The following is a 23409-nucleotide window of genomic DNA, read 5'->3' on the forward strand; positions in this document are numbered from 1 at the left end:
ATCGAGGGTGAGGACACGTGCCGGGTGGGGACGTGCGGGCCGGGGAGTGCCGCACCGGCACACCCCGCACGGGTGAGTTCCCACGCTGCGGCCCGCCTATGCCACCGCCTACGGGACCGTAACCTACGGGCAGGTAGGCGTCGTAGCGCGCGGACGCGGCACCAGGCCGTGAAACGGCCGGATCGCATCGACACCTATCCTTGGACCGGTCGGACAGCGCGGTCCGCTCTGTATCTCCCCCGGTGCCACCGCCGGGACCCCTCCCAGACGTGCCCACCCCCCGTCTCCGACCGGCAGACGGCGGGCTTCACCGCAAGGAGCCGCACCTGTGAGCAGTGCCGACGACCAGACCGCACGCCAGGCCGCCGCGAGCACAAGGCCCTCCTCGGCCGGCACCAACAGCGAGCTGCGCGCCGACATCCGTCGCCTCGGCGACCTCCTCGGCGAGACCCTCGTACGCCAGGAAGGCCCCGAACTCCTCGACCTGGTGGAAAAGGTACGCCGTCTCACCCGCGAGGACGGCGAAGCCGCCGCCCGGCTGCTCGGCGGCACCGAACTGGAGACGGCCGCCAAGCTCGTCCGCGCCTTCTCCACCTACTTCCACCTCGCCAACGTCACCGAACAGGTGCACCGCGGCCGCGAGCTGCGCGCCAAGCGCGCCGCCGAGGGCGGACTCCTCACCCGCACCGCGGACCGCCTCAAGGACGCCGACCCCGAGCACCTGCGCAGGACCGTCGAGCACCTCAACGTACGCCCCGTCTTCACCGCGCACCCCACCGAAGCCGCCCGCCGCTCGGTCCTCAACAAGCTCCGCCGCATCGCCGAGCTCCTGGAGACCCCGGTCATCGAATCCGACCGGCGCAGGCACGACACCCGTCTGGCCGAGAACATCGACCTCGTCTGGCAGACGGACGAACTCCGCGTGGTCCGCCCCGAGCCCGCAGACGAAGCCCGCAACGCCATCTACTACCTCGACGAACTGCACGCCGGCGCCGTCGGCGACGTCCTGGAGGACCTCACCGCCGAGCTGGAGCGCGTCGGCGTCGCAGTCCCCCACGACACCCGCCCCCTCACCTTCGGCACCTGGATCGGCGGCGACCGCGACGGCAACCCCAACGTGACGCCCGACGTCACCTGGGACGTCCTGATCCTCCAGCACGAACACGGCATCAACGACGCCCTCGACCTCATCGACGAGCTGCGCGGCTTCCTGTCGAACTCCATCCGCTACACCGGCGCCACCGAGGAACTCCTGACCTCCCTCCGGAGCGACGTGGAACGGCTGCCCGAGATCAGCCCGCGCTACAAGCGCCTCAACGCCGAGGAGCCCTACCGCCTCAAGGCCACCTGCATCCGGCAGAAGCTGGAGAACACCAAGCAGCGCCTGGCCAAGGGGACCGCCCACGAACCGGGCCGCGACTACCTCGGCACCTCCGAGCTCCTGCACGACCTCACGCTCATCCAGACGTCGCTGCGCGCGCACAAGGGCGCCCTGTTCGCCGACGGCCGCATGAACCGCACCATCCGCACCCTCGCCGCCTTCGGCCTCCAGCTCGCCACCATGGACGTCCGCGAACACGCCGACGCCCACCACCACGCCCTCGGCCAGCTCTTCGACCGGCTCGGCGAGGAATCCTGGCGGTACGCGGACATGCCCCGCGAATACCGGCAGAAGCTGCTCGCCAAGGAACTGCGCTCCCGCCGCCCCCTCGCCCCCTCGCCCGCCCCGCTCGACGCCGCGGGCCACAAGACCCTCGGCGTGTTCGCGACGGTGCAGCGAGCCCTCGACGTCTTCGGGCCCGAGGTCATCGAGTCGTACATCATCTCCATGTGCCAGGGTGCCGACGACGTGTTCGCCGCCGCCGTCCTCGCCCGCGAAGCAGGCCTCCTCGACCTGCACGCCGGCTGGGCCAAGATCGGCATCGTGCCGCTCCTGGAGACCACCGACGAACTGCGCGCCGCCGACGTCATCCTCGACGAAATGCTCGCCGACCCCTCCTACCGACGCCTCGTCGCCCTGCGCGGCGACGTCCAGGAGGTCATGCTCGGCTACTCCGACTCCTCCAAGTTCGGCGGCATCACCACCTCCCAGTGGGAGATCCACCGCGCCCAGCGGCGCCTGCGCGACGTCGCCCACCGCTACGGCGTACGCCTGCGCCTCTTCCACGGCCGCGGCGGCACCGTCGGCCGCGGCGGCGGCCCCTCCCACGACGCCATCCTCGCCCAGCCCTGGGGCACCCTGGAAGGCGAGATCAAGGTCACCGAGCAGGGCGAGGTCATCTCCGACAAGTACCTGGTCCCCTCCCTGGCCCGCGAGAACCTGGAACTGACGGTCGCCGCCACCCTCCAGGCCTCCGCCCTGCACACCGCCCCCCGCCAGTCCGACGAGGCCCTCGCCCGCTGGGACGCCGCCATGGACGTCGCCTCCGACGCCGCCCACCGCGCGTACCGCAAGCTGGTCGAGGACCCCGACCTGCCGACGTACTTCCTCGCATCGACCCCCGTCGACCAGCTCGCCGACCTGCACCTGGGCTCCCGGCCCTCCCGCCGCCCCGGCTCCGGCGTCTCCCTCGACGGCCTGCGCGCCATCCCCTGGGTGTTCGGCTGGACCCAGTCACGGCAGATCGTGCCCGGCTGGTTCGGCGTGGGATCCGGCCTGAAGGCACTGCGCGAAGCCGGCCTCGACAGCGTCCTCGACGAAATGCACGAGCACTGGCACTTCTTCCGCAACTTCATCTCCAACGTCGAGATGACGCTCGCGAAGACCGACCTGCGGATCGCCCGCCACTACGTCGACACCCTGGTGCCCGACGAACTCAAGCACGTCTTCGCGGACATCGAGACCGAACACGCCCTCACCGTCGCCGAAGTGCTCCGCGTCACCGGCGGCAGGGAACTGCTCGACTCCCACCCCGTGCTCCAGCAGACCTTCGCGATCCGCGACGCCTACCTCGACCCGATCTCCTACCTCCAGGTCGCCCTCCTCAAGCGCCAGCGCGACGCGGCCGCCACCGGCGCCGAAGCCGACCCGCTGCTCGCCCGCGCACTCCTCCTCACCGTCAACGGCGTCGCGGCAGGACTGCGCAACACCGGCTGACCCCCGCCACACACCACCCCGGCCCCGCCGTCACCCTGTGACGACGGGGCCGGACCCGTACCTCGACCAGCCGTCGCCCTCAGGAGTTGTACGTGCTCTGCGCCCGCTCCAGACCATCGGTCACCAGGCACTCCACCGCGTCCGCCGCCCGGTCCACGAAATAGTCCAGCTCCTTGCGCTCCGCGCCGGAGAAGTCCTTCAGGACGAAGTCGGCGACCTGCATCCGGCCCGGCGGACGGCCGATCCCGAAACGGACCCGGTGATAGTCCGGACCCATCGCCTTCGTCATCGACTTCAGACCGTTGTGACCGTTGTCCCCGCCCCCCAGCTTCAGACGCAGCGTGCCGTGGTCGATGTCCAGCTCGTCATGGACGGCCACCACGTTCGCCGTGGGCACCTTGTAGAAGTCGCGCAGCGCCGTCACCGGGCCACCCGACAGATTCATGTACGACATGGGCTTGACGAGGACGACACGACGGCTGCCGGGACCCATCGGGCCGATCCGCCCCTCGAGGACCTGCGCCTGCGCCTTCCCGGCCCGCTTGAAACCGCCGCCGATCCGCCCGGCGAGCAGATCCGCGACCATGAAACCCACGTTGTGCCGGTTCATGGCGTACCCGGGCCCGGGATTGCCGAGGCCCACGATCAGCCAGGGGGCGCTGGGGTCCGTCGTCATCTGAGTGTCTCCTTCATGGCACCTTCATAGCGCAACCGCCGCCCAGCGCCAGGGCGCTGAACGGCGGTCGGAAGCGAACTGCGGACTGCGGGCCCGCAATCGGCGAGCTGTGCGGATCAGGCCTCGGCGGCCTCGTCGCCCTCACCCTCGGCGGGGGCCTCCTCGGCCTGCGCGGTCAGGACCTGGAGGACGACGGTGTCGTCCTCGACGGCCAGCGAGACACCGGAAGGCAGCTCGATGTCCTTGGCGAGCACGGAGTCACCGGCGTCCAGGCCCGCGACGGAGACCGTCAGGGACTCGGGGATGTGCGTGGCCTCGGCCTCGACCGGGAGCGAGCTGAGGACGTGCTCCAGGAGGTTGGCGCCCGGGGCCAGCTCGCCCTCGGCGTGCACGGGGATCTCGACGTTGACCTTCTCGCCGCTGCGCACGAGCAGCAGGTCGACGTGCTTCAGGATGCCCTGGCGGAGAGCGTCGCGCTGCACGGCCTTCGGGATGGCGAGCTGGGTCTTGCCGTCGATGTCCAGGGAGATCAGGACGTTCGACGTACGCAGGGCCATGAGCAGGTCGTGGCCGGGCAGCGCGATGTGGACCGGGTCGGTGCCGTGGCCGTACAGAACGCCGGGAACCTTGTCCTCACGGCGGATGCGGCGGGCGGCGCCCTTGCCGAACTCGGTACGGGTCTCGGCGACGAGCTTGACCTCAGACATGGTGCACTCCTCGTAAAAAGGTGAACTGATGAAGTCACCCGGCCACGACTGGCCTGCTACGAAGAGCGCGTCGATAACGGACCGCCACACACCGCGCCCCTGCGGACACGAATGCGGCCTCCCTCGCCGAGCAACTTCGACAGTCTACTCGGCGACGGAGGCCGCACCAAAACGATCTTCACTACCGCGGCAGGAGCTCACACCCCCTGCCGACACCGCTGCCTACGCGGGGCCGCCCTGCTCCTCGAAGAGGCTGGTCACCGAGCCGTCCTCGAAGATCTCCCGGACGGCGTTGGCGATCGTCGGCGCAATCGAAAGCACCGTGATCTTGTCGAGCTCCAGCTCGTTCGGCGTCGGCAGCGTGTTCGTGAACACGAACTCGCTGACCTTCGAGTTCTTCAACCGGTCCGCCGCGGGACCCGAGAGCACCCCGTGCGTCGCCGTCACGATGACGTCCTCCGCGCCGTGCGCGAACAGCGCGTCCGCCGCGGCGCAGATCGTGCCACCGGTGTCGATCATGTCGTCCACCAGGACGCAGACGCGACCCTCGACGTTGCCCACGACCTCATGCACCGTGACCTGATTGGCCACGTCCTTGTCACGCCGCTTGTGCACGATCGCCAGCGGAGCGCCCAGGCGGTCGCACCAGCGGTCGGCGACCCGCACCCGGCCCGCGTCCGGCGAGACGACTGTCAGCTTGTCCCGGTCGACCTTGGTGCCCACGTAGTCCGCGAGGATCGGCAGCGCGAAGAGGTGGTCCACGGGACCGTCGAAGAAACCGACGATCTGGTCCGTGTGCAGATCCACCGTCACGATGCGGTCCGCACCCGCGGTCTGCATCAGGTCGGCCACCAGACGGGCCGAGATCGGCTCCCGGCCACGGTGCTTCTTGTCCTGGCGGGCATAGCCGTAGAACGGCACGATCACCGTGATGCTCCGCGCGGAGGCCCGCTTCAACGCGTCGATCATGATCAACTGTTCCATGATCCACTTATTGATCGGAGCCGTGTGGCTCTGGATCAGGAAACAGTCGGCCCCACGCGCCGACTCCTGATAACGCACATAGATCTCGCCGTTCGCGAAGTCGAAGGCCTTCGTCGGTACGACACCGATGCCCAGCTGATGCGCGACCTCCTCGGCAAGCTCGGGGTGGGCGCGGCCGGAGAAGAACATCATCTTCTTCTCGCCGGTCGTCTTGATCCCGCTCACAGCACAGTCTCCTCAGACGTGTTCCCTGGCCGCGAGGACTCTCGCGCCAACCAGCCGAAATTTCGTGCACCTATCAGGTTTCGTGCGCCTATCACGGTACGCGGTGTCTGGCGCACCTGTTTCCGGTCAGCTTTCGCCGACCGGCTTCCCGGCGCCCTCCGCCGCCCCGGACGCCGCCGCCTCGGCAGCCCTCGCCGCGGCACTCCCCGGACGCTTACGGGCCACCCAGCCCTCGATATTCCGCTGCTGGCCACGGGCGACGGCCAGCGAACCCGCCGGCACATCCTTGGTGATCACAGAGCCGGCAGCGGTGTAGGCGCCGTCGCCGATCGTGACAGGAGCCACAAACATGTTGTCCGAACCCGTCTTGCAGTGCGACCCCACCGTCGTGTGGTGCTTGGCCTCACCGTCGTAGTTCACGAACACGCTCGCGGCACCGATGTTGCTCTGCTCGCCGATGGTCGCGTCGCCCACATAACTCAGGTGCGGCACCTTCGTGCCCGCGCCGATCGACGCGTTCTTCATCTCCACATACGTACCCGCCTTCGCCGCCACCCCCAGCCGCGTGCCCGGCCGCAGATACGCGTACGGGCCCACACTCGCCCGCTCGCCCACCTCGGCACCGTTCGCCACCGTGTTGTCGACCCGCGCCCCCGCACCCACCCGGGTGTCGAGCAGCCGCGTGTTCGGCCCGACCTCGCAGCCCTCGCCCAGATGCGTGGCGCCCTGGAGCTGCGTCCCCGGATGCACCACGGCGTCCCGCTCCACCGTCACCGTCGCGTCGATCCACGTGGAGGCCGGATCGACCACGGTGACCCCCGCCAGCATCGCCTCCGTGAGCAACCGGTCGTTCAGGACCCGGCGGGCCTGCGCCAGTTGCACCCGGTTGTTGATCCCGGCGATCTCCCGGTGGTCACCGGCCACACACGCCCCGACCCGGTGCCCGGCCTCCCGCAGGATGCCGAGGACGTCCGTCAGATACTCCTCGCCCTGACTGTTGTCCGTACGCACCTTGCCGAGCGCGTCCGCCAGCAGCCGCCCGTCGAAGGCGAACACACCCGAGTTGATCTCCCGGACCGCACGCTGCGCGGCCGTCGCGTCCTTGTGCTCCACGATCGCCGTCACCGCCCCGGACGCGCCGTCCCTGATGATGCGGCCGTAACCCGTCGCGTCGGGCACCTCGGCGGTCAGGACCGTCACGGCGTTGCCGTCGGCCGCGTGCGTCGCGGCCAGCCCGGCCAGCGTCGCGCCGGTGAGCAGCGGGGTGTCGCCGCAGACCACGACGACCGTGCCGTCGATGCTCTCGGGGGTCCCGCCCAGCTCCTCCAGGCCCATGCGCACGGCGTGGCCCGTGCCGTTCTGCTCGGCCTGATAGGCGGTCAGGACCTCGGGGTCGATCGCGGCGAGGTGCGCCCTGACGCGCTCGCTCTCGTGTCCGACGACGGCGACGAGCCGCTCCGGCGAGAGCTCACGGGAAGCGGCGAGCACATGCCCGACGAGGGAACGGCCGCAGATCTCGTGCAGGACCTTCGGAGTGGCCGACTTCATACGGGTGCCCTCACCCGCTGCAAGGACGACGACGGCTGCCGGGCGATTGGCGCTCACAGGGGTGCCCTTCGGCTTCGGATGCTCGGGGGGGTGGACATCCGCAGGATACCGGGGCGTAGTGGGGCGGAAATGAGGGCGGGTCCCGACCGTGCGGTCAGGACCCGAACCTAGGCCTTGTGAGACGTGGCTCCCGGGGGAGGACTCGAACCCCCATGATCAGATCCAAAATCTGACGTCTTGCCCTTAGACGACCCGGGATTTCCGCTATGTCCGATTTTTTAGATCGGCCGCGTGGCAGCCCCTACTATGCCGTACCAGGCGCCTTCGACGCGACGGTACAGGTCGGCGCTTTGCAGTGTATAGATCACCAGGCAGCCCCGATATGCCTCGCCCGTGTTCTTCCTGCTGGTCTTCGGGTTGTGCCGCTTGAGAGTCGCCTTCTGGAAGGCGGAAACCGGCACGCCCGTCAACTCGGCCCAGAATGCCTCGGCTTCGGCCACGTCCGCCGACTCGTGGATGCTCACGCGGAGGCGCAGACGCTCGCGTGCCACGCCGAGTAGGTCGAGCCAGCGCAGGTAGAGCGCGATGACGTTGGGGTCGCTGTTGATGAACGCAAGCCGCTCGCGGCGGCTGTACGACTTGTCCTTCGCCCCCTCCGCCCAGTAGAGCACCACTCCTGCCAGGAACACCTCCCGGTCGGACAGGGCGCCGATCTCCGCCGCCGCAGCCGTCTTGACGCGCTGCCGCTCCTCGTCCCGCATCGTGAGTTCGTGCTCCCAGCGCATGCGGGCCGCCAGCTTGGCCTGCTCGGCGGGGGGTCGCCGCTCCGGCTTCGGCAGGTCTCGTACCCACAGGGAGATCGAGCCCTTCGAGCAGCCGAGCTCCATCTGGATCTGGTCGTAAGTGAGCCCTTGGAGTCGCAGTTCCCTAGCCTTCGCCCGCAGGTCGTCCTTCGCGTTGGGGCGCTTCGTCCACTCCGGGGGTGGCTCACCTTCCAGCAGGCGGTTGAGGATGTCGTTGTTGTCGACGTGGAGGCGGTCCCTGATCTGGCGGCGGCTCAGCCCCGCGCGCCGCAACGCCACCGCCTGCTCGCGCAGGGTCTCGTAATCGGCGTACCGGCCGATGATCTCGGTCATACGATCACCTTCGTCCGGAATGCGGACGTCCGGCTCGAATATGCGGGCGATTCACCTGTTCGAGGATTACTGGGCGGTTTCGCTGCCGCCGAGGCTCCGCGGCCCTGCCGTTCCCACGATCACGGAGCCCGAAACTCACCGGAAAAGGGAGCGCCGGCGCCCGTACGCTGGAAGGCATGACCACGACGGGGGACAGTGACACGGCGGCCAGGACCGGGCCGTGGTGGTGGGAGCGGCGGCGCAGTGCCGTCCTGGATGCGGGCCTCGGCCTGGCGTCCGCGGCGGAGTGCGGTGCCGAGGGGGTGCAGTTCGCCTCGGACGCCGGTATCCCGGCCGCGGTGGGCGTGGTCTTCGGGGTGCTCGCGGGGTCCACGCTGGTGCTGCGGCGCCGCTGGCCGATCGCGGTCGTGCTGTTCTCCGTCGCGATCACCCCGGCCCGGATGGGCATCCTGATGGCCATCGTGGGCCTCTACACCCTCGCCGCCTCGGAGCTGCCGCGCCGCATCATCGGCGCCCTCGCCGGCATGTCCCTGGCGGGCACGCTGATCGTGACGCTGGTCCGCGCCAACCAGGACATGGCCGACGGCGACGTGACCATAGGTGAGGGGTTCATACCGTTCATCGCGATCACCACCTCGCTCGGCGTGACGGCTCCGCCGGTCCTGCTGGGTCTGTACGTGGGGCAGCGGCGCCGTCTGATGGAGTCGTTGCGGGAGCGCGCGGACTCCCTGGAGCGTGAGTTGCAGTTGCTCGCCGAGCGTGCCGAGGAGCGTGCGGAGTGGGCGCGCGGTGAGGAGCGCACCCGTATCGCACGGGACATGCACGACGTGGTGGCGCACCGGGTGAGTCTGATGGTGGTGCATGCGGCGGCGTTGCAGGCGGTGGCCCGCAAGGATCCGGAGAAGGCGGTGAAGAACGCGGCTCTGGTCGGGGACATGGGGCGGCAGGCGTTGACGGAGCTGCGGCAGATGCTGGGTGTGCTGCGGGCCGACGAGGCGCCGCCGAAGCCTGCTCCGGTGCCTGTTCCGGTGCCGCTCGCCGCTGTGGGGGAGGCCGCCGCGCAGGCGGCTTCGCGTGCCAGGTCCGTCGACGAGCCGGAGTCCGTGGAGGGGCCGTGTCTGGCGGAGGTCGACGAGCTGGTGGAGCAGTCGCGGGCCGCGGGTATGGCGGTGGACCTGTCGGTGGAGGGTGAGGCGCGGGCGTGTGCGTCCGATGTGGAGGAGACGGCGTACCGGGTCGTGCAGGAGGCGCTCACGAACGTGCACAAGCACGCGGCGGGTGCGAAGACGTTCGTGCGCCTCGCGTACCGCTCGGCGGAGATCGCCATGCAGGTGGAGAACGGTCCGCCCCCGGAGGCGGGTCCCGCCGACGCGCGGCTGCCGAGCGGGGGGAACGGCCTGGTCGGTATGAAGGAGCGGGTGACGGCGTTGGGCGGGGTGTTCGTGTCGGGGCCGACGGAGGCGGGCGGCTTCAGGGTGTCGGCGGTGCTTCCGGCGGCCGTCGGGAAGTGATCTTCCTCACGGGGGCCGCCTCGGTCCGTCGGGCGTAGCGGTTCGGTCCCGGTGGCCGGACCCCGGTGGTCACGCCGTGATGGTCACCCCGTGGTGGGTGGCCCGTAGGGGTCGGCCCGCAGTGGTCGGTCCGCAGTGGTCGGTCCGTAGTGGTCGGTCCGCGGGGTCGTGGGTCAGCCCGTGGTGGTCAGCCGTACCGGCTGGGTTCCGGCGACGAGGGTGGTGAGGGCCTGGTCCATGTGCTGGCCGAGGTACCAGTCGCCGCTGTGGTCGAGGCTGTACACGCGGCCCTCCACGTCGACGGCGAGCAGTGCCTGGGTCTCGGTCTCCTCGCCGATGGGGCAGACCTCGGTGCCGAGGGCGCGGCCCAGGTCGCCGAGGGTGCGGGCCAGGTGGAGCCCGTACATCGGGTCGAGGTGCAGGGTGGCGGGTGCGATCTGGCGGCCGGGTCCCTGGGGGGTGATGTGGAGTCCGCCGAACTCCGCCCAGGCCTCGACGGCGGCGGGGAACACGGAGTGCTCGTGGCCCGCGGGCGAGGTGTGCCTGCGCAGGACGTCGGCCCAGATCTCGGCCTGCTTGATGTCCCAGCGGCCGGGGCGCCAGCCGGCGGTGCGCAGGGCGGCGTCGACGGGGACGGGGAAGCGGGTGGAGTTCTCGGTGTGCATGGCTCGGCCCTCGTGGTGCGGGTGCGGGTGCGGGTGCGGGTGCGGATGGCGGCGGCCGGCGTGGTGGGCGCCGGGGGTCGTCAGGCGGCGGGCGGCCCGCGTCACGCGTCGGGGGCGGGGGGTTCGACGACGCGGACCCCGAAGTGCGCGGTGAGGGCGGTGCAGGAGCGGCACGGCCGGGCGAAGGCGCCGTGCAGGGGGTCGCCGTCCTCGCGGATGCGGCGGGTGGTGAGTTTGGCGTGCTTGAGGGCCTTGCGGGCCTCGCCTTTGGTCATGGGTTTGCGCGCGGCGCGTTTGGAGCGCGTGGCGTCGGCGGCGGCGATGTGCCGGGAGATGAGGACGGCTTCCGCGCAGCGGCCCGTGAAGCGTTCGCGCTGGCCGCTGGTGAGGGTGTCGAGGAAGTCCTGTACGAGCGGGTGCAGCTCGGGGAGGTCCTCGCCGCGGCGCGGGGTGCCCGTGAGGGTGGTGCCGCGTACGGAGAGCGCGGCGGCGACGGTGGGCAGGATGCCGTCGCGGCGGTGGCGCAGGACGGGGGCGCCGACGGGTTCGCTGCTCCAGCCGACGCGTGGGTCGCCGGCCTCGGCGGTGGCGGTCCTGCCGGTGCCCGTGCCGGGTGCCGGGTGTGCGGCCGCCCGGCCGGTGGCGAGTGTGCCGGTGCTCCTCGGCATGCTGGTTCGTGCCGTGTGCATGTGGTGTTTCCCTCCCCGTCCCTGCGGTGTCAGCCGCCGGTGCCGCGCCCCCGCGTTGCGGGAACAGATTGCCAAATGGGGCGCGTGGTGCGGAAGCTGGGGCTGTCCGACACGCCTCTTACGGGTGCCGGTTTCGGCTCTGGGTGACGGCCCCGTGGCGGGTGGTCACGGAACCGGCGGCCCGGTGACCGGTGTCGTGCTTACGCATAGGCTGTCGCTGTCCGTGAACCTCACAGTGCCGCAGGGGGCAACCGCCATGACGACAGGTCGGCTCGGGGAGCAGGCCGCGCCGCCGAACGCGGCCTACGCAGGTCAGGTGGTGCACTTCCCTGACCCGGTCCGTGCCGCCCGGCATCCCGGAGGTGTGCGCGTCGACGGTGTGGGTCATCCGGACTTCTCGCCGTACGCGCGCGCGGCGGCCGAGATCGCGGAGCCGCCCGAGGGCTTCGGTGTGGACGAGTTGCGGCTCACGGACTACGTCTCGGCGAACGCGGCGCTCGCGGCGTCGGGGCACGAGCTGTGGGACACGATCCCGCCGGTCGCGACCCCGCACGGCTGGACCTGGCACCACGTGCCGAACAGCCGTCGTCTGGAGCTCGTTCCCGTCGAGGTCAAGGCGTTGCTGCGGCATCACGGCGGTATCGCGACCGCGTCCGTCGACCATGACAAGCGCGGTACCCGTCCGTTGCAGGAGACCAGGCCCGCGCATCTGGCGCTGCCGAAGGCGGCGGTGGCGGTCACGGAGAGCCAGGTCGTGGGCGTGGAGGAGGATCTGGGTTACCGGCTTCCGGGTGCCTACCGCTCCTTCCTGAAGGCGGCGGGCGGCTGCGCCCCGGTCGGCACGGCGCTCGACGCGGAGCTCGGTCTCCTGGTGGACCAGCCGTTCTTCACGGTCCGTGACGAGGCGGCCGTCAACGATCTGGTGTACGTCAACAAGTGCCTGCGCGACCATCTCACCAAGGACTATCTGGGTGTGGGCTTCGTCCAGGGCGGTCTGCTCGCTGTGAAGGTCAAGGGGGACCGGATCGGTTCGGTGTGGTTCTGCGCGTACGACGACGCGCGGGACGTGGACCCCTCCATGGCGCCCGCCGAGCGCGTCCGGCGGCTGCTGCTGCCGTGCGGCGACGACTTCGACGCGTTCCTCTGCCGGCTCGCGGGCAGTCCGCCGGAGCTGGAGACCGTGGCGAACCTGATGGTGGACGGCGGCTTCGCGCACGCCGTCCCGGTGGGAGTGTGAGCTGGCCGTGGTGACTTTCGCGCAGGCGCAGGAGCGCGCCGAGGAGTGGATCAACGGCGAGGTGCCGGGGCCCGGACACCGCGAGGTGCGGGTGCGGGAGTTCGAGCTGGGCTTCGTGGTGTGGGCGGAGGACCGTGCGGGTGGTCCCCGTTCGGACGGTGGTCACCAGCGGCTCGTCATCGCCCGGGACAGCGGCGAGGTGACGCTGTGGCCCGCGCTGCCGGTGGGTGAGGTGATCCGTCGGTACGAGGAGGAGTACGGGGTGCCGGACGCGGCGCCCGCAGCGGCTTCCGCCGCGCCGCAGCGGATGGATCTGAACCAGACGTCGTTCCTGCTGACTCCGCCGGAGTGGTTGCAGGAGGCGGCGGACAAGTTGGGCATCCCGGACCGCCGGAACGCCGACGCACCGCCCGCCGCGCCTGCGGCTCCTGGCGCGCCCGCGGCTCCTGCTGCGCCCGCGGCTCCGTCTGGATCTGCGGTTCCTGCTGCGTCAGCCGCTTCTTCTGCGCCTGCGGCTCCTTCCGCGTCCGGCACGCCCGCCGTGCCTTCTGCGCCCACGGCTTCTTCTGCGCCTACGGCTTCTTCTGCGTCTGCGTCTGCGTCTGCGGCTGGGGCTGGGGCTTCTTACGCCTCTTCGGCTCCGTCCGCGCCTGCGGCTCCTTCCGCGCCCGCTGTTCCTCCTGGGCCCGCTGCTTCCTCCGTCCCCTCTGGTCCGTCGGCCTCTTCGCCTTCGACGGGTGGGTCCGGCGGTCCCGACCGGGCGGCCGCGTCCGACCCGTACGGAGCCGCTGCCGCGTCAGCACCGTACGGAGCCGCTTCCGCGTCCGAGCCGGCCCCGGCCGCTCCCGCCGCTCCCGGCGGCGGCACGCCCTGGCCCGCCGCCGGTGCTCCCGGTGGTGCGCGTGCGGCGGCGGGCGACGACGGTGGCCCGGCCGCGCCGGGCGTGCCCGCTTCGGCGACGCCGTGGGCCGGTACGGACACGAACACGGGCATCGACGACGAGGACGTGGCGGTGCCGCTGCCCGCGACGGTGTTCTCCCCTCCGCTGCGCCTCGACGGCGGGGGCGCCGCAGGGGACCACGACGGCGAGCGGCCGCCGGGGGTGTCGCCGGAGGCCAAGACCGCGCTGATGTCGGGCGGCAGCCAGCTTCCGCGGACGGCGATCGCCCCGGCGCTGGACGAGCCGCAGGGAGGCGCGCAGGGTGCGGGGCCGCAGAGCACGGGGTCGCAGGGTGCGGGCGCGCAGCTGCCGCCACCGGTCCCGGGAGCCGTGGTGAGCGGCCCCGGCGCCCCGCCGCCGCCCGCCGGTCAGGTGCCGGGTGGCCCCGCGGTGCCGCCGTCCGCGGTGCCGCCGCATGCCGGTCGGGCGCCGGGCGGTCCCGGCGTGCCGCCGCCCGCCGCACCGGCGCCGGGCGGCCCCGCCGTGTCGCCTCCGCCCGCCGGTCCGCCGGTCGGTGGTCCGAACACTCCGCCGCCGCCCGCCGGTCCGCCACCGGCCGGTTCCACGCCGCCGCCGGCGCCGACGTACGGCTATCCGCAGGGCGCGGACGCTTCCGGCGCGGGTGCGCCCGGTACGCATGGCGCTCCGGGTGCGCCGGGTGTCTCCGGGGCGCCGTGGCCCCCGGGTGAGCAGGGTGTCCCGGGCGGGTCCGCGGGCGGGTACGTACCCACGCAGCGCATGTCGCCCCCCGGCTCCGAGGGACAGCAGCCCGGTGCGCCCGCGGCTCCCGGCGTACCGGGTGCGCCGCAGCCTCCGGCGGCCCCGGCAGCTCCGGGTACCCCTCCGGGCGGGGTGCACCACGCGGCGACGATGCTGGCGGACCCGAGCCTGGGCGGCGGAGTGCAGCCGCCGGGTGGGCCCGCTGCCCCACAGCCTCCCGGCCCGCCCGGTGCCCCCGGCGCCCCGGGTACGCCGCCGGGCGGGGTGCACCACGCGGCGACGATGTTCGCCGACCCCAGCCTGGGCGGTGGCCTGAAGCCGCCGGGTGCTCCGGGTGCGCCCGGCGCGCCGCAGCCTCCCGGCCCGCCCGGCGCGCCGGGCACCGCGCAGCCTCCCGCGGCTCCGGGTGCTCCCGGTGCCCCGGGGGCGGGCGGCAACGTCCACCACGCCGCCACCATGCTCGCAGGACCGGCCGTCGGCGGCCCGGGAGCGCCCGTGCCGCCCGGGGCACCCATGCCGCCGGGAGCCCCCGGTGCGCCCGGCGTCCCCGTCGGCCAGGGAGCCCCCGGCATGCCTCCGCCCGTCCCGGGCATGGGGCCGGGCCCGCTCCCCGGCCAGGCGTACGGCTATCCGCAGCCGCCGGCCGGGCAGCCCACCGTGGGCCCCGGCTACCAGGCGGTGCTGCGCTACCGCGCGCCCGACGGCTCCGAGCAGCAGGTCATCCGGCGCTCGGCGCCCGGTACGCCGCACCCGGAATGGCAGATCTTCCACGAGCTGCGCGGCCTGAACATCCCGCAGGACCAGGTCCTGGAGCTGCACACCGAGCTGGAGTCCTGCGAGCTGCCCGGCGCGTACTGCGCGCGCATGATCCGGGAGACCTGGCCGCAGGCGCGCATCACCTCGATCGCGCCGTACGGCAAGGACCACGCGTCGCGCAGGCAGGGCATGCACCAGCTGCTCGCGCACCAGGGCGAGCTGCACCAGGTGGCCGACGGCCCGGCACGTCCCGCGCCGGTGCGGGCGCCGCTGCCGCAGGTGCCGCCCGCGCCCGCGGTGCCGCCGGAGGGCGTGGCGCAGGAGCTCGCGGGGGCTTTCGGCCCCGGGGTGTTCCGGTTCGACCAGCGGGCGGTGTCCCGGCAGGGGGTGCCGGACGTGGTGGCGCACACGCTCGTCGTGGCGGGTCTGCCCGTCGACTTCGGCCCGTTCTTCTGGGCGCAGGCCCAGCCGGGGCGGCCGGTGCCGACGCTGGCGGAGATGGCGCAGGAGCGGGGTGTGCAGCCCGCGTCCGACGCCGGTTCGTACCTGGTCATGGGCAGCGACTTCGGGCGTGCGATCTGCGTCCAGTACGGCACGGCGAACATCGTCGCCGTACCCGTCGAGGCCGGCCCCGGCGGTGCGCCGGTGCCGCCGCAGTTCGTGAACACCGGGCTGCCGGAGTTCGCGCGCTGCCTGGGCCTGCTCGGCCGGATGTGGCGGCTGCGCTACGGGCTCAACCAGGAGCAGGCGGGCCGCTGGACGGTCGACTTCCAGACGCAGCTCGCCGCGCTCGACCCGGCGGCACTGGCGTCGCCGGAGAGCTGGTGGTCCGTGCTGCTCGAGCAGATGTGGGACGGCCTGCTGTAGCCGGGCGGCGGCGCGTACCGGGTCGGCGGCGCGCCGCCGGGCGGTGCGGTGTCCTCGTACGGGGTACGGGGTACGGGGAACAGGTGAACGAGACCGTGCGTGGCCGTGTGATGCCGAGGGCGAGGCGTCCGACCCGGGGGACCGGGCGGGCGCCTCGCTCGTTCGCGCGCGCGTCCGCCGGTTGCCCGCGGAGTTGCCCGCGGGGTGCCCTTCTGGGATCGCTCAGGTCTTCGTCGTACTGCGGAACGACAACCCGATTCCGACTTCTGCCGCCAATTGACGCATCCTTGACCGGACGGGATGGGTGGAGTGTCGCGTTATGACCAGTTCCGCTTGATCCATCAAGATGTGCGCCAATCGCGTTGTACCGGTCGGCGTGACGGCGAGAGTCTGTGTGGCGAAAGAGGGGATCAAGGATGAGCGGCAGCGGTGTGTCGGTATCACCTCATGGCTTCGTCGCCGTGCGCGGGCGTGGCTACCGTCCCGAACAGGTGGAGGCGTACGCCGACGCGTTGTCCCGGGACCGCGACGCGGCCTGGGAGCGGGCGGCACGGCTCACGGTGCTCGCCAAGGACATGGGCGCGGAGGCCGCGCGGCTGCGCGAGGTGGTCGCGCGGCTCGCTCCGCAGACGTACGAGGAGTTGGGGCGGCGCGCCCAGCAGCTCCTCGCGCTGTCCGAGGAGGAGGTCGCCGCGGTGCGGGACGCGGCCGCCGCGTCGGCGCGCGAGTCCGAGGAGGCGGTGGCCGCGGAGGCCGCGGCCCTGCACGGGGCCGCGCGGGGCTACGCCGACTCGGTGCGCGACGAGGCGGAGGGGTGGGCGCGGCAGCGGCTCGGTGCGGCCGGGGCCGCCGCCGAGGAGTTCCGGGCGACCGCCCGGGCGGACGCCGACGAGTGGCGTGGGGCGGGGCTCGCCGCGCTGCGGGAGATGCGGGAGCGCGCCGGTGCGCTCCTCGCCGACCAGGAGAAGGAGCACGCCGAGCGCCGGGAGGCCGCCGAGCGGGAGATCGCCGAGCGGGAGGCCGCGGCGGAGGCCCACGAGGTGTCCCTCCTGGAGGCCGCCGGGGCGCGGCTCGCCGAGGCCGAGCGCGACCTCGCCCAGGCCGCGGAGTCCGCGCGGCACCGGCAGGAGGACGCCGAGGCGCGGGCCGCGGATCTGCTCACGCGGGCGCGGATGCGGGAGGAGCGCATCGGGCGGGAGACGGATCGGGTGCTGCGGGAGCACGGGGAGCGGTGGGACGAGGTGCGGGCGCACATGGAGCATGTGCGGAGCAGTTTGTCCGCTCTTACCGGGCGGGGCGCCTCGGGCGGGGGCTCCGGCGGGGTGCCGGGGCCCTCGCCCGAGGGGGGTGCCTGAGCCCCTTGCCGGGGGTGCCTGGGCCCCTTGCCAGGGGTTGGTGCTGGCCGATGGGGCTGCTGTCCCGGGGTGACTGTCTCTGCCCGGCTGCGGGGCGTCGTCCTTGGTTTCGCCGCTTCGCGGCGAGATGCTCCCACCCGCCCACCCGTTGCTGGCGGCTGCGCGGAGTGGGCGTCCCGGGGGGTCTGTCTTCGCCCGGCTGCGGGGCGTCGTTCTCGGTTTCGCCGCTTCGCGGTGGGATGCTCCCGCCCGCCCGTCCGTTGCTGGCGGCTGCGCGGGGTCGGCGTCCCGGGGTGACTGTTGTTGCTCGGCTGCGGGCCGTCGTCCTTGGTTCCGCTGCTTCGCGGCGGGATGCTCTCACCCGCCCGTCCGTTGCTGGCGGCTGCGCGGGGTGGGGGTCCCGGGGTGTCTGTCTCCGCGCGGCTGCGGGGCGTCGTCCTTGGTTTTGCCGCTTCGCGGTGGGATGCTCCCGCCCGCCCGTGCACTGGTGACCGGGCGCGGACGGTCCCGTCGCCGCGCGCCACCGCCGCGGTGGACGGCTCCACCGCCTCGTACCGTCGTACCGGTAATCCCCCCGCTCGTCAGTCGGTACGGGGCTCCTCGGGGGGCGTACGCGACAACTGCACCTGCGGGGCGGGGGGTTCGGGTGCGGGGTCGGGGGCCTCCTGGATGACGGGGAAGCGTCGGGGGGCCAGGAGCAGCAGCACGAGGAGGCACACGACCGCCGCGCCCGCCGCCCCCAGGTACACCGCGTCGACGGCCGCGTCCACCGCGCGCCGCAGCCGGTCCGTGTCCGCCACCGAGTCCGGGTCGTCGAGTGCCTCGGCCACCGTGTCGAGTGAGCCCGACCCGCCGAGGCGCGCGCTGAGCACCCCGTTGGCGACCGCCCCGAACAGCGCGGCGCCGACGGTCTGCCCGATCTGGCGGCAGAACAGTACGGAGGCGGTGGTCGTGCCGCGCTCCGCCCACCCCACGGTCGACTGCACGCCGACGATCAGGGGGAGTTGGAAGAGCCCGAGCGCGGCGCCGAGCAGCAGCATGAGCAGCGCGGGCTGCCAGGCGGAGCCGGGGTAGGGCAGGAAAGGGAAGGTGAAGAGGACGCACGCGGCGGCGCCGATGCCGAGCATCGCGGTGCGGCGGAAGCCGATGCGCCGGTAGACGTGCTGGCTGAGGGCCGCCGATACGGGCCAGCTCAGCGTCATCACGGAGAGCACGAACCCGGCGGCCACCGGCGCCAGTCCCAGTACCGACTGGGCGTACGTGGGCAGGAAGACCGTCGGCGCCACCATCACCAGGCCCAGTGCGCCGAGGGCCAGGTTCACGGCGGCGATGGTGCGCCGCCGCCACACCCAGCCCGGTATGACCGGGTCGGCGGCGCGCCGCTCGACGACCACGACCACGGCGACGCACGCCAGTCCCGCCGCGAACAGGGCGAGGGACGGCGCCGACAGCCAGCCCCAGGCGACACCGCCCTGCACGAGCGCGGTGAGAAGCACACCGCCCGCGGCGAAGACGGCGAGCGCGCCGGGCCAGTCGACGCGCCTCCACGCCCCTGCCCGGGTCTGGGGCGGCGGCGTCTCGCGCGCGGGTTCGTGGAGGTGGCGGACGATCAGCCACAGGGCGAGCGCGCCCACCGGCAGATTGATCAGGAAGATCCAGCGCCAGTCGGTGTACGCGGTGATCAGTCCGCCCACCGCGGGTCCCGCGACCGCCGAAGTCGCCCACACGGTCGACAGTTTGGCCTGTATCTTCGGCCGTTCCTCCAGCGGGTACAGGTCGGCGGCGAGGGTCTGGACGGTGCCTTGCAGGGCGCCGCCGCCCAGGCCCTGTACGACGCGGAAGGCGATCAGGGCGGCCATGTTCCAGGCGACGGCGCACAGGGCCGAGCCGAGCAGGAACAGGACGCAGCCGACGACCAGGACCGGTTTGCGGCCGAAGGTGTCGGAGAGCTTGCCGTACACCGGCAGGGTGACCGTCGCGGCGAGCAGATAGCCGGAGAACAGCCAGGAGAAGACGGAGAAGCCGCCGAGCGCGCCGACGATCTGCGGGACCGCCGTGGAGACGATGGTGGCGTCCAGGGCCGCGAGCGCCATGACGAGCATGAGCGCGGCGACGACGGCGCCGCGCCTGTCGGTGGCCTGTGCCATCCCCAAATTCCTTTCCCCCTGCACCTATTGCCTCGGGTCACTTTCTCACCGGGAGGGCTTCAGGGGGAGGGTGGAGGGCTTCTCGGCTGGTGGGGCGGGAGGTCGCGCGCCGGGAGGGTGGGGCGACCCTGAGAAACGCTCCGCCGGCGGGTGGAGAACCCCTAGGGGGTCCTCCGTACTACGGACAGGGCCACGGTGGTACCGACGGAGGACGAGACCCGCTGACCTGGTCCTTAGATTGGCTTTATGCCCGCAGGGCGGGGGCAGGGGCGCGGGGCAAGGAGACGAACCGCAGTGCCGGGGGTGGGGTTTTCCCCAGCAGAAGACTGCGCTGCGCACCAGGGCGCCGGGGGGCCTCGGCGACCAGAATCTTTCCTGTGAGTGAGCGGCGACGCGAACGGCATCGCAGCGGGCTCATCACATCACCGACATAGGAGACTTACCGTGACAACGGCTGTGACCACTCCCAGGCACGGGGGTACTGGAGGGCGTACGGCCGTGGCGGCTCGGGCACGCCAGGTCGTCAAGGCCTACGGCACCGGCGAGACCCGCGTCGTCGCCCTCGACCACGTCGACGTGGACATAGCCCGCGGCCGGTTCACCGCGATCATGGGCCCGTCCGGGTCGGGCAAGTCCACGCTCATGCACTGCCTCGCGGGCCTCGACAACGTCTCCTCCGGGCAGATCTATCTGGACGAGACCGAGATCACCGGCCTGAAGGACAAGAAGCTCACGCGGCTGCGCCGGGACCGGATCGGCTTCATCTTCCAGGCGTTCAACCTGCTGCCGACGCTGAACGCCATCGAGAACATCACGCTCCCGATGGACATAGCGGGCCGCAAGCCCGACCGCGCCTGGCTCGACCAGGTCGTGGACACCGTCGGTCTCGCCAGTCGCCTCAAGCACCGGCCGACCGAGCTGTCCGGCGGCCAGCAGCAGCGCGTCGCCGTGGCCCGCGCCCTCGCGTCCCGGCCGGAGATCATCTTCGGTGACGAGCCGACCGGAAACCTGGACTCCCGCGCCGGCGCCGAGGTCCTCGGCTTCCTGCGCCGCTCGGTGACCGAGCTGGGCCAGACCATCGTGATGGTCACCCACGACCCGGTGGCCGCCTCGTACGCGGACCGCGTGCTGTATCTCGCGGACGGCCGCATCGTCGACGAGATGTACGACCCCACCGCGGAGCAGGTCCTTGACCGCATGCTGCACTTCTCCGAGAACCACCCCCAGACCCCCGACTTCGACGCCCGGGGGCGCACGTCATGACCGTCCTCAAGACCTCGATGCGCAACTTCTTCGCGCACAAGGGACGCATGGCGCTCTCCGCGGTCGCCGTGGTCCTCTCGGTGGCCTTCGTGTGCGGCACGCTCGTCTTCTCCGACACGATGTCCGCCACCTTCGACAAGCTCTTCGCCGCGACGTCCGCCGACGTCACGGTCAAGCCGAAGAACGCCCCCGAGGCCGGCGACGAAGGCCCGAAGAACGGCAAGCCCGAATCGCTGCCCGCCTCCGCGATCGATCGGGTCCAGAAGGCCGCCGGGGTGAAGTCCGTCGAGGGCGGCGTCTCCAGCGACAGCGTCACGGTCGCCGACTCCAAGAACAAGAACATGGGCCCGACCAGCGGCGGCCCCACCCTCGCGGGCAACTGGACCAAGAACGAACTGCGGTCCATGGAGATCACCTCCGGGCACGCCCCGCGCGGCCCCACCGAGGTCATGGTCGACGCCGACACCGCCGACAAGCACGACCTGGAGCTCGGCGAGGAACTGCGCACCATCACGGCCAACGGCGACTTCAAGGCGAAGATCTCCGGCATCGCCACCTTCAAGGTCACCAACCCCGGCGCGGCCGTCTTCTACTACGACACCAAGACCGCCCAGCGTGAACTCATCGGCGCTAGCGGCCGGTTCACCCACCTGAGCGTCACCGCCGCGGACGGCGTCAGCGACGCGCAGCTGAAGCGGAACGTCACCGGGACACTGGCGGGCGACGCCGCCGCGTACAAGGTCAAGACGCAGAAGGAGAGCGCGGACGACGACCGCAAGTCCGTCGGCAGCTTCCTGGACGTCATGAAGTACGCGATGCTCGGCTTCGCCGGAATCGCCCTCCTGGTCGGCATCTTCCTGATCATCAACACCTTCTCCATGCTGGTGGCGCAGCGCACCCGTGAGATCGGCCTGATGCGCGCCATCGGCTCCAGCCGCAAGCAGGTCAACCGCTCGGTCCTGGTCGAGGCGCTGCTCCTCGGCGTCTTCGGCTCCGTCCTCGGCGTCGGCGCGGGCATCAGCCTCGCGGTCGGCCTGATGAAGCTGATGTCCGGCATGGGCATGGAACTGTCCACGAAGGACCTCACCATCGCCTGGACGACGCCCGTGGTGGGCCTCGCCCTCGGCATCGTCGTCACCGTCCTCGCCGCCTATCTCCCGGCACGCCGGGCGGGCAAGGTCTCCCCGATGGCCGCGCTGCGCGACGCGGGGACACCGGCCGACGGCAAGGCGGGCGCGGTGCGCGCTCTGATCGGCCTGGTCCTCACCGGCGCCGGTGCCTTCGGGCTCTACACCGCCGGGCAGGCGGACAAGGCCGGCGAGGGCTCGCTGTTCCTCGGCGGCGGTGTCGTCCTGACCCTCATCGGCTTCGTGGTGGTCGGACCGGTCCTCGCGTCCTTCGTCGTCCGGGTGATCAGCGTGGTGCTGCTGCGGATGTTCGGGCCCGTCGGCCGCATGGCCGAGCGCAACGCGCTGCGCAACCCGCGGCGTACGGGTGCCACCGGCGCGGCCCTGATGATCGGCCTCGCCCTGGTCGCCTGCCTCTCCGTCGTCGGCTCCTCGATGGTGGCCTCGGCCACGGACGAGCTCGACAAGTCGGTGGGCGCGGACTTCATCGTGCAGGGCGCCGGTGACAGCGAGAAGCCGCTCACCCCCCAGGCGGTGCGCGACCTGCGGAACGCGCCGCACACCGAGCACGTCACGCGGGTCAAGGATGTCCAAGTGAAGCTCACGACCCCGGCAGGCAGGACCGAGAGCGAAGCCCTGGTCGCCACGGACCCGACGTACACGCAGGATCTGCGCCGCCAGACGGTCTCCGGGAGCGTCGCCGGGGCCTACCGGGGGAACGCGATGGCGGTGGGCGAGGAGTTCGCCCGCAGGCACCACCTCAAGGTGGGCGACAAGCTGACGGTCGACTTCGACCACGGCAGGACGGCGAAGCTGACGTTGGCGGCCGTCATGTCCGACGACACCGCGTTCGACAAGGGCGCGATGTACACGAGCATCGCCACGGCCGAGCGTCATGTGTCCGCGGGGCGGATGCCGCTGGACTCGATGCTGCTCGCCTCGGCGGACAAGGGGCAGGAGGACGCGGCGTACAAGGCGCTGAAGGCCGCGGTCGCCAAGGACCCCGCCGTGCAGGTCATGAACCAGGCCGACTTCAAGGACGACCTGAAGGACCAGGTCGGCCAGATGCTCAACATGGTCTACGGCCTGCTCGGCCTCGCCATCATCGTCGCCATCCTGGGCGTGGTGAACACCCTGGCGCTCTCGGTGGTGGAGCGCACCCGCGAGATCGGCCTGATGCGGGCCATCGGCCTCTCCCGGCGGCAGCTGCGCCGCATGATCCGCATGGAGTCGGTGGTCATCGCCCTCTTCGGCGCCCTGCTGGGCCTCGGCCTCGGCATGGGCTGGGGCGCCACGGCCCAGAAGCTCCTCGCCCTGGAGGGCTTGAAGACCCTGGAGATCCCGTGGCCGACGATCCTCACGGTCTTCGTGGGCTCGGCGTTCGTGGGCCTGTTCGCGGCACTGATACCCGCGTTCCGGGCGGGCCGGATGAACGTCCTGAACGCGATAGCCACGGAGTAGTCCTCACCGGACGGGGAACGGGGGAGGACCGGGGCCGGGGGAATGTTCCCTTGGCCCCGGCCCTGATTCCCAGCCCGTCCGGCGTTTGAGGACGAGCCGCGAAGCGGCGACACGACCGCCCGGGGCCGAAGCTCCCCCGCGCCGAGGGATGCCTCGCGCCGAGGGGTGCCCGCACCCGGGGGTGCCCGCGCCCGGGGGGGCGCCCGCGTCGGGGGGTGCCCCCCGCCCCGCCGACGTACCCTGGGAGGCCCCCCGGCCCGCACACCGCGAAGGGCCGGGCCCTTCGCGTTGCCCGCAT

16 protein-coding genes and 1 tRNA gene are annotated in these 23409 nt (G+C 72.1%); 7 read left to right on the top strand and 10 right to left on the bottom strand.

Going from position 1 to position 23409, the window contains the following annotated elements; genetic code table 11:
- The first annotated feature begins 328 nt into the window (after positions 1-328).
- Entirely contained in the window at positions 329-3097 is a 2769-nt protein-coding gene (ppc, locus tag ACH4DX_RS23060) for a phosphoenolpyruvate carboxylase (protein ID WP_398156489.1), read from the top strand.
- 79 nt (positions 3098-3176) lie between these two features.
- Here ppc and pth read toward each other — a convergent pair whose 3' ends face one another.
- From pth to ACH4DX_RS23090, 6 genes are all read right to left on the bottom strand, one after another.
- On the bottom strand, positions 3177-3773 hold the full coding sequence (gene pth / locus ACH4DX_RS23065) for an aminoacyl-tRNA hydrolase (protein ID WP_398122787.1): 597 nt from the start codon (positions 3771-3773) through the stop codon (positions 3177-3179).
- 116 nt (positions 3774-3889) lie between these two features.
- Positions 3890-4480, bottom strand: a complete 591-nt coding sequence (locus ACH4DX_RS23070; protein ID WP_398122788.1) for a 50S ribosomal protein L25/general stress protein Ctc — start codon at positions 4478-4480, stop codon at positions 3890-3892.
- A 222-nt stretch (positions 4481-4702) separates the two neighbouring features.
- Positions 4703-5689 (bottom strand): ribose-phosphate diphosphokinase, encoded by a 987-nt coding sequence (locus ACH4DX_RS23075; protein ID WP_398122789.1) that lies wholly within the window; start codon positions 5687-5689, stop codon positions 4703-4705.
- Positions 5690-5815: 126 nt separating this feature from the next.
- Positions 5816-7294 (bottom strand): bifunctional UDP-N-acetylglucosamine diphosphorylase/glucosamine-1-phosphate N-acetyltransferase GlmU, encoded by a 1479-nt coding sequence (glmU, locus tag ACH4DX_RS23080; protein WP_398122790.1) that lies wholly within the window; start codon positions 7292-7294, stop codon positions 5816-5818.
- Positions 7295-7421: 127 nt separating this feature from the next.
- Positions 7422-7495 (bottom strand) — tRNA-Gln (locus ACH4DX_RS23085).
- 20 nt (positions 7496-7515) lie between these two features.
- Positions 7516-8373, bottom strand: a complete 858-nt coding sequence (locus ACH4DX_RS23090; RefSeq protein ID WP_398156490.1) for a hypothetical protein — start codon at positions 8371-8373, stop codon at positions 7516-7518.
- 176 nt (positions 8374-8549) lie between these two features.
- Between ACH4DX_RS23090 and ACH4DX_RS23095 the strand changes: the two genes are divergently transcribed.
- Positions 8550-9884 carry a sensor histidine kinase gene (locus ACH4DX_RS23095; protein WP_398156491.1) on the top strand — a complete coding sequence of 445 codons (1335 nt, stop codon included), beginning with the start codon at positions 8550-8552 and terminating at the stop codon, positions 9882-9884.
- Positions 9885-10057: 173 nt separating this feature from the next.
- Here the strand turns inward: ACH4DX_RS23095 and ACH4DX_RS23100 are convergent, their stop codons facing one another.
- Positions 10058-10549 carry an SUKH-3 domain-containing protein gene (locus ACH4DX_RS23100; RefSeq protein ID WP_398122793.1) on the bottom strand — a complete coding sequence of 164 codons (492 nt, stop codon included), beginning with the start codon at positions 10547-10549 and terminating at the stop codon, positions 10058-10060.
- A gap of 101 nt (positions 10550-10650) precedes the next feature.
- On the bottom strand, positions 10651-11217 hold the full coding sequence (locus ACH4DX_RS23105; protein WP_398156598.1) for a YwqJ-related putative deaminase: 567 nt from the start codon (positions 11215-11217) through the stop codon (positions 10651-10653).
- A gap of 277 nt (positions 11218-11494) precedes the next feature.
- Here ACH4DX_RS23105 and ACH4DX_RS23110 point away from each other — a divergent pair, with 277 nt between their 5' ends.
- Positions 11495-12475, top strand: coding sequence for an SMI1/KNR4 family protein (locus ACH4DX_RS23110; RefSeq protein WP_398122794.1), 981 nt, complete (start codon positions 11495-11497; stop codon positions 12473-12475).
- A 162-nt stretch (positions 12476-12637) separates the two neighbouring features.
- Here the strand turns inward: ACH4DX_RS23110 and ACH4DX_RS23115 are convergent, their stop codons facing one another.
- Positions 12638-12856, bottom strand: coding sequence for a hypothetical protein (locus ACH4DX_RS23115; protein ID WP_398122795.1), 219 nt, complete (start codon positions 12854-12856; stop codon positions 12638-12640).
- A gap of 562 nt (positions 12857-13418) precedes the next feature.
- On the opposite strand from ACH4DX_RS23115, the gene ACH4DX_RS23120 reads away from it, so the two are divergent.
- Positions 13419-15758: an SUKH-4 family immunity protein gene (locus tag ACH4DX_RS23120; protein WP_398156492.1), complete on the top strand. Its 2340-nt coding sequence runs from the start codon at positions 13419-13421 to the stop codon at positions 15756-15758.
- Positions 15759-16174: 416 nt separating this feature from the next.
- Positions 16175-17113, top strand: coding sequence for a cellulose-binding protein (locus ACH4DX_RS23125; RefSeq protein ID WP_398156493.1), 939 nt, complete (start codon positions 16175-16177; stop codon positions 17111-17113).
- A gap of 581 nt (positions 17114-17694) precedes the next feature.
- On the opposite strand, the gene ACH4DX_RS23130 is transcribed toward ACH4DX_RS23125, so the two are convergent.
- Entirely contained in the window at positions 17695-19260 is a 1566-nt protein-coding gene (locus ACH4DX_RS23130; protein WP_398156494.1) for an MFS transporter, read from the bottom strand.
- A 444-nt stretch (positions 19261-19704) separates the two neighbouring features.
- Here ACH4DX_RS23130 and ACH4DX_RS23135 point away from each other — a divergent pair, with 444 nt between their 5' ends.
- Both ACH4DX_RS23135 and ACH4DX_RS23140 read left to right on the top strand, forming a co-directional pair.
- The gene (locus ACH4DX_RS23135; protein ID WP_398156495.1) at positions 19705-20523 is read left to right on the top strand and encodes an ABC transporter ATP-binding protein; all 819 of its coding nucleotides are present in this window, start codon (positions 19705-19707) and stop codon (positions 20521-20523) included.
- Positions 20520-23111: an ABC transporter permease gene (locus ACH4DX_RS23140; RefSeq protein ID WP_398156496.1), complete on the top strand. Its 2592-nt coding sequence runs from the start codon at positions 20520-20522 to the stop codon at positions 23109-23111. The genes ACH4DX_RS23135 and ACH4DX_RS23140 overlap by 4 nt, the downstream gene beginning before the upstream one ends.
- The last annotated feature ends 298 nt before the right edge of the window (positions 23112-23409 follow it).

It is taken from the genome of Streptomyces sp. NPDC017940, assembly GCF_044328435.1.
Lineage (GTDB): Bacteria > Actinomycetota > Actinomycetes > Streptomycetales > Streptomycetaceae > Streptomyces.

What these genes read in the sequence shown, in the direction of transcription:
- ACH4DX_RS23125 (WP_398156493.1), top strand. Translation starts at nt 16,175, where the DNA reads ATGAGCGGCAGCGGTGTGTCGGTATCACCTCATGGCTTCGTCGCCGTG.
- ACH4DX_RS23090 (WP_398156490.1), bottom strand. Translation starts at nt 8,373, where the DNA reads ATGACCGAGATCATCGGCCGGTACGCCGATTACGAGACCCTGCGCGAG.
- ACH4DX_RS23105 (WP_398156598.1), bottom strand. Translation starts at nt 11,217, where the DNA reads ATGCCGAGGAGCACCGGCACACTCGCCACCGGCCGGGCGGCCGCACAC.
- ACH4DX_RS23115 (WP_398122795.1), bottom strand. Translation starts at nt 12,856, where the DNA reads ATGCCCAACTTGTCCGCCGCCTCCTGCAACCACTCCGGCGGAGTCAGC.
- ACH4DX_RS23110 (WP_398122794.1), top strand. Translation starts at nt 11,495, where the DNA reads ATGACGACAGGTCGGCTCGGGGAGCAGGCCGCGCCGCCGAACGCGGCC.
- ACH4DX_RS23140 (WP_398156496.1), top strand. Translation starts at nt 20,520, where the DNA reads ATGACCGTCCTCAAGACCTCGATGCGCAACTTCTTCGCGCACAAGGGA.
- ACH4DX_RS23070 (WP_398122788.1), bottom strand. Translation starts at nt 4,480, where the DNA reads ATGTCTGAGGTCAAGCTCGTCGCCGAGACCCGTACCGAGTTCGGCAAG.
- ACH4DX_RS23130 (WP_398156494.1), bottom strand. Translation starts at nt 19,260, where the DNA reads ATGGCACAGGCCACCGACAGGCGCGGCGCCGTCGTCGCCGCGCTCATG.
- ACH4DX_RS23095 (WP_398156491.1), top strand. Translation starts at nt 8,550, where the DNA reads ATGACCACGACGGGGGACAGTGACACGGCGGCCAGGACCGGGCCGTGG.
- pth (WP_398122787.1), bottom strand. Translation starts at nt 3,773, where the DNA reads ATGACGACGGACCCCAGCGCCCCCTGGCTGATCGTGGGCCTCGGCAAT.
- ACH4DX_RS23100 (WP_398122793.1), bottom strand. Translation starts at nt 10,549, where the DNA reads ATGCACACCGAGAACTCCACCCGCTTCCCCGTCCCCGTCGACGCCGCC.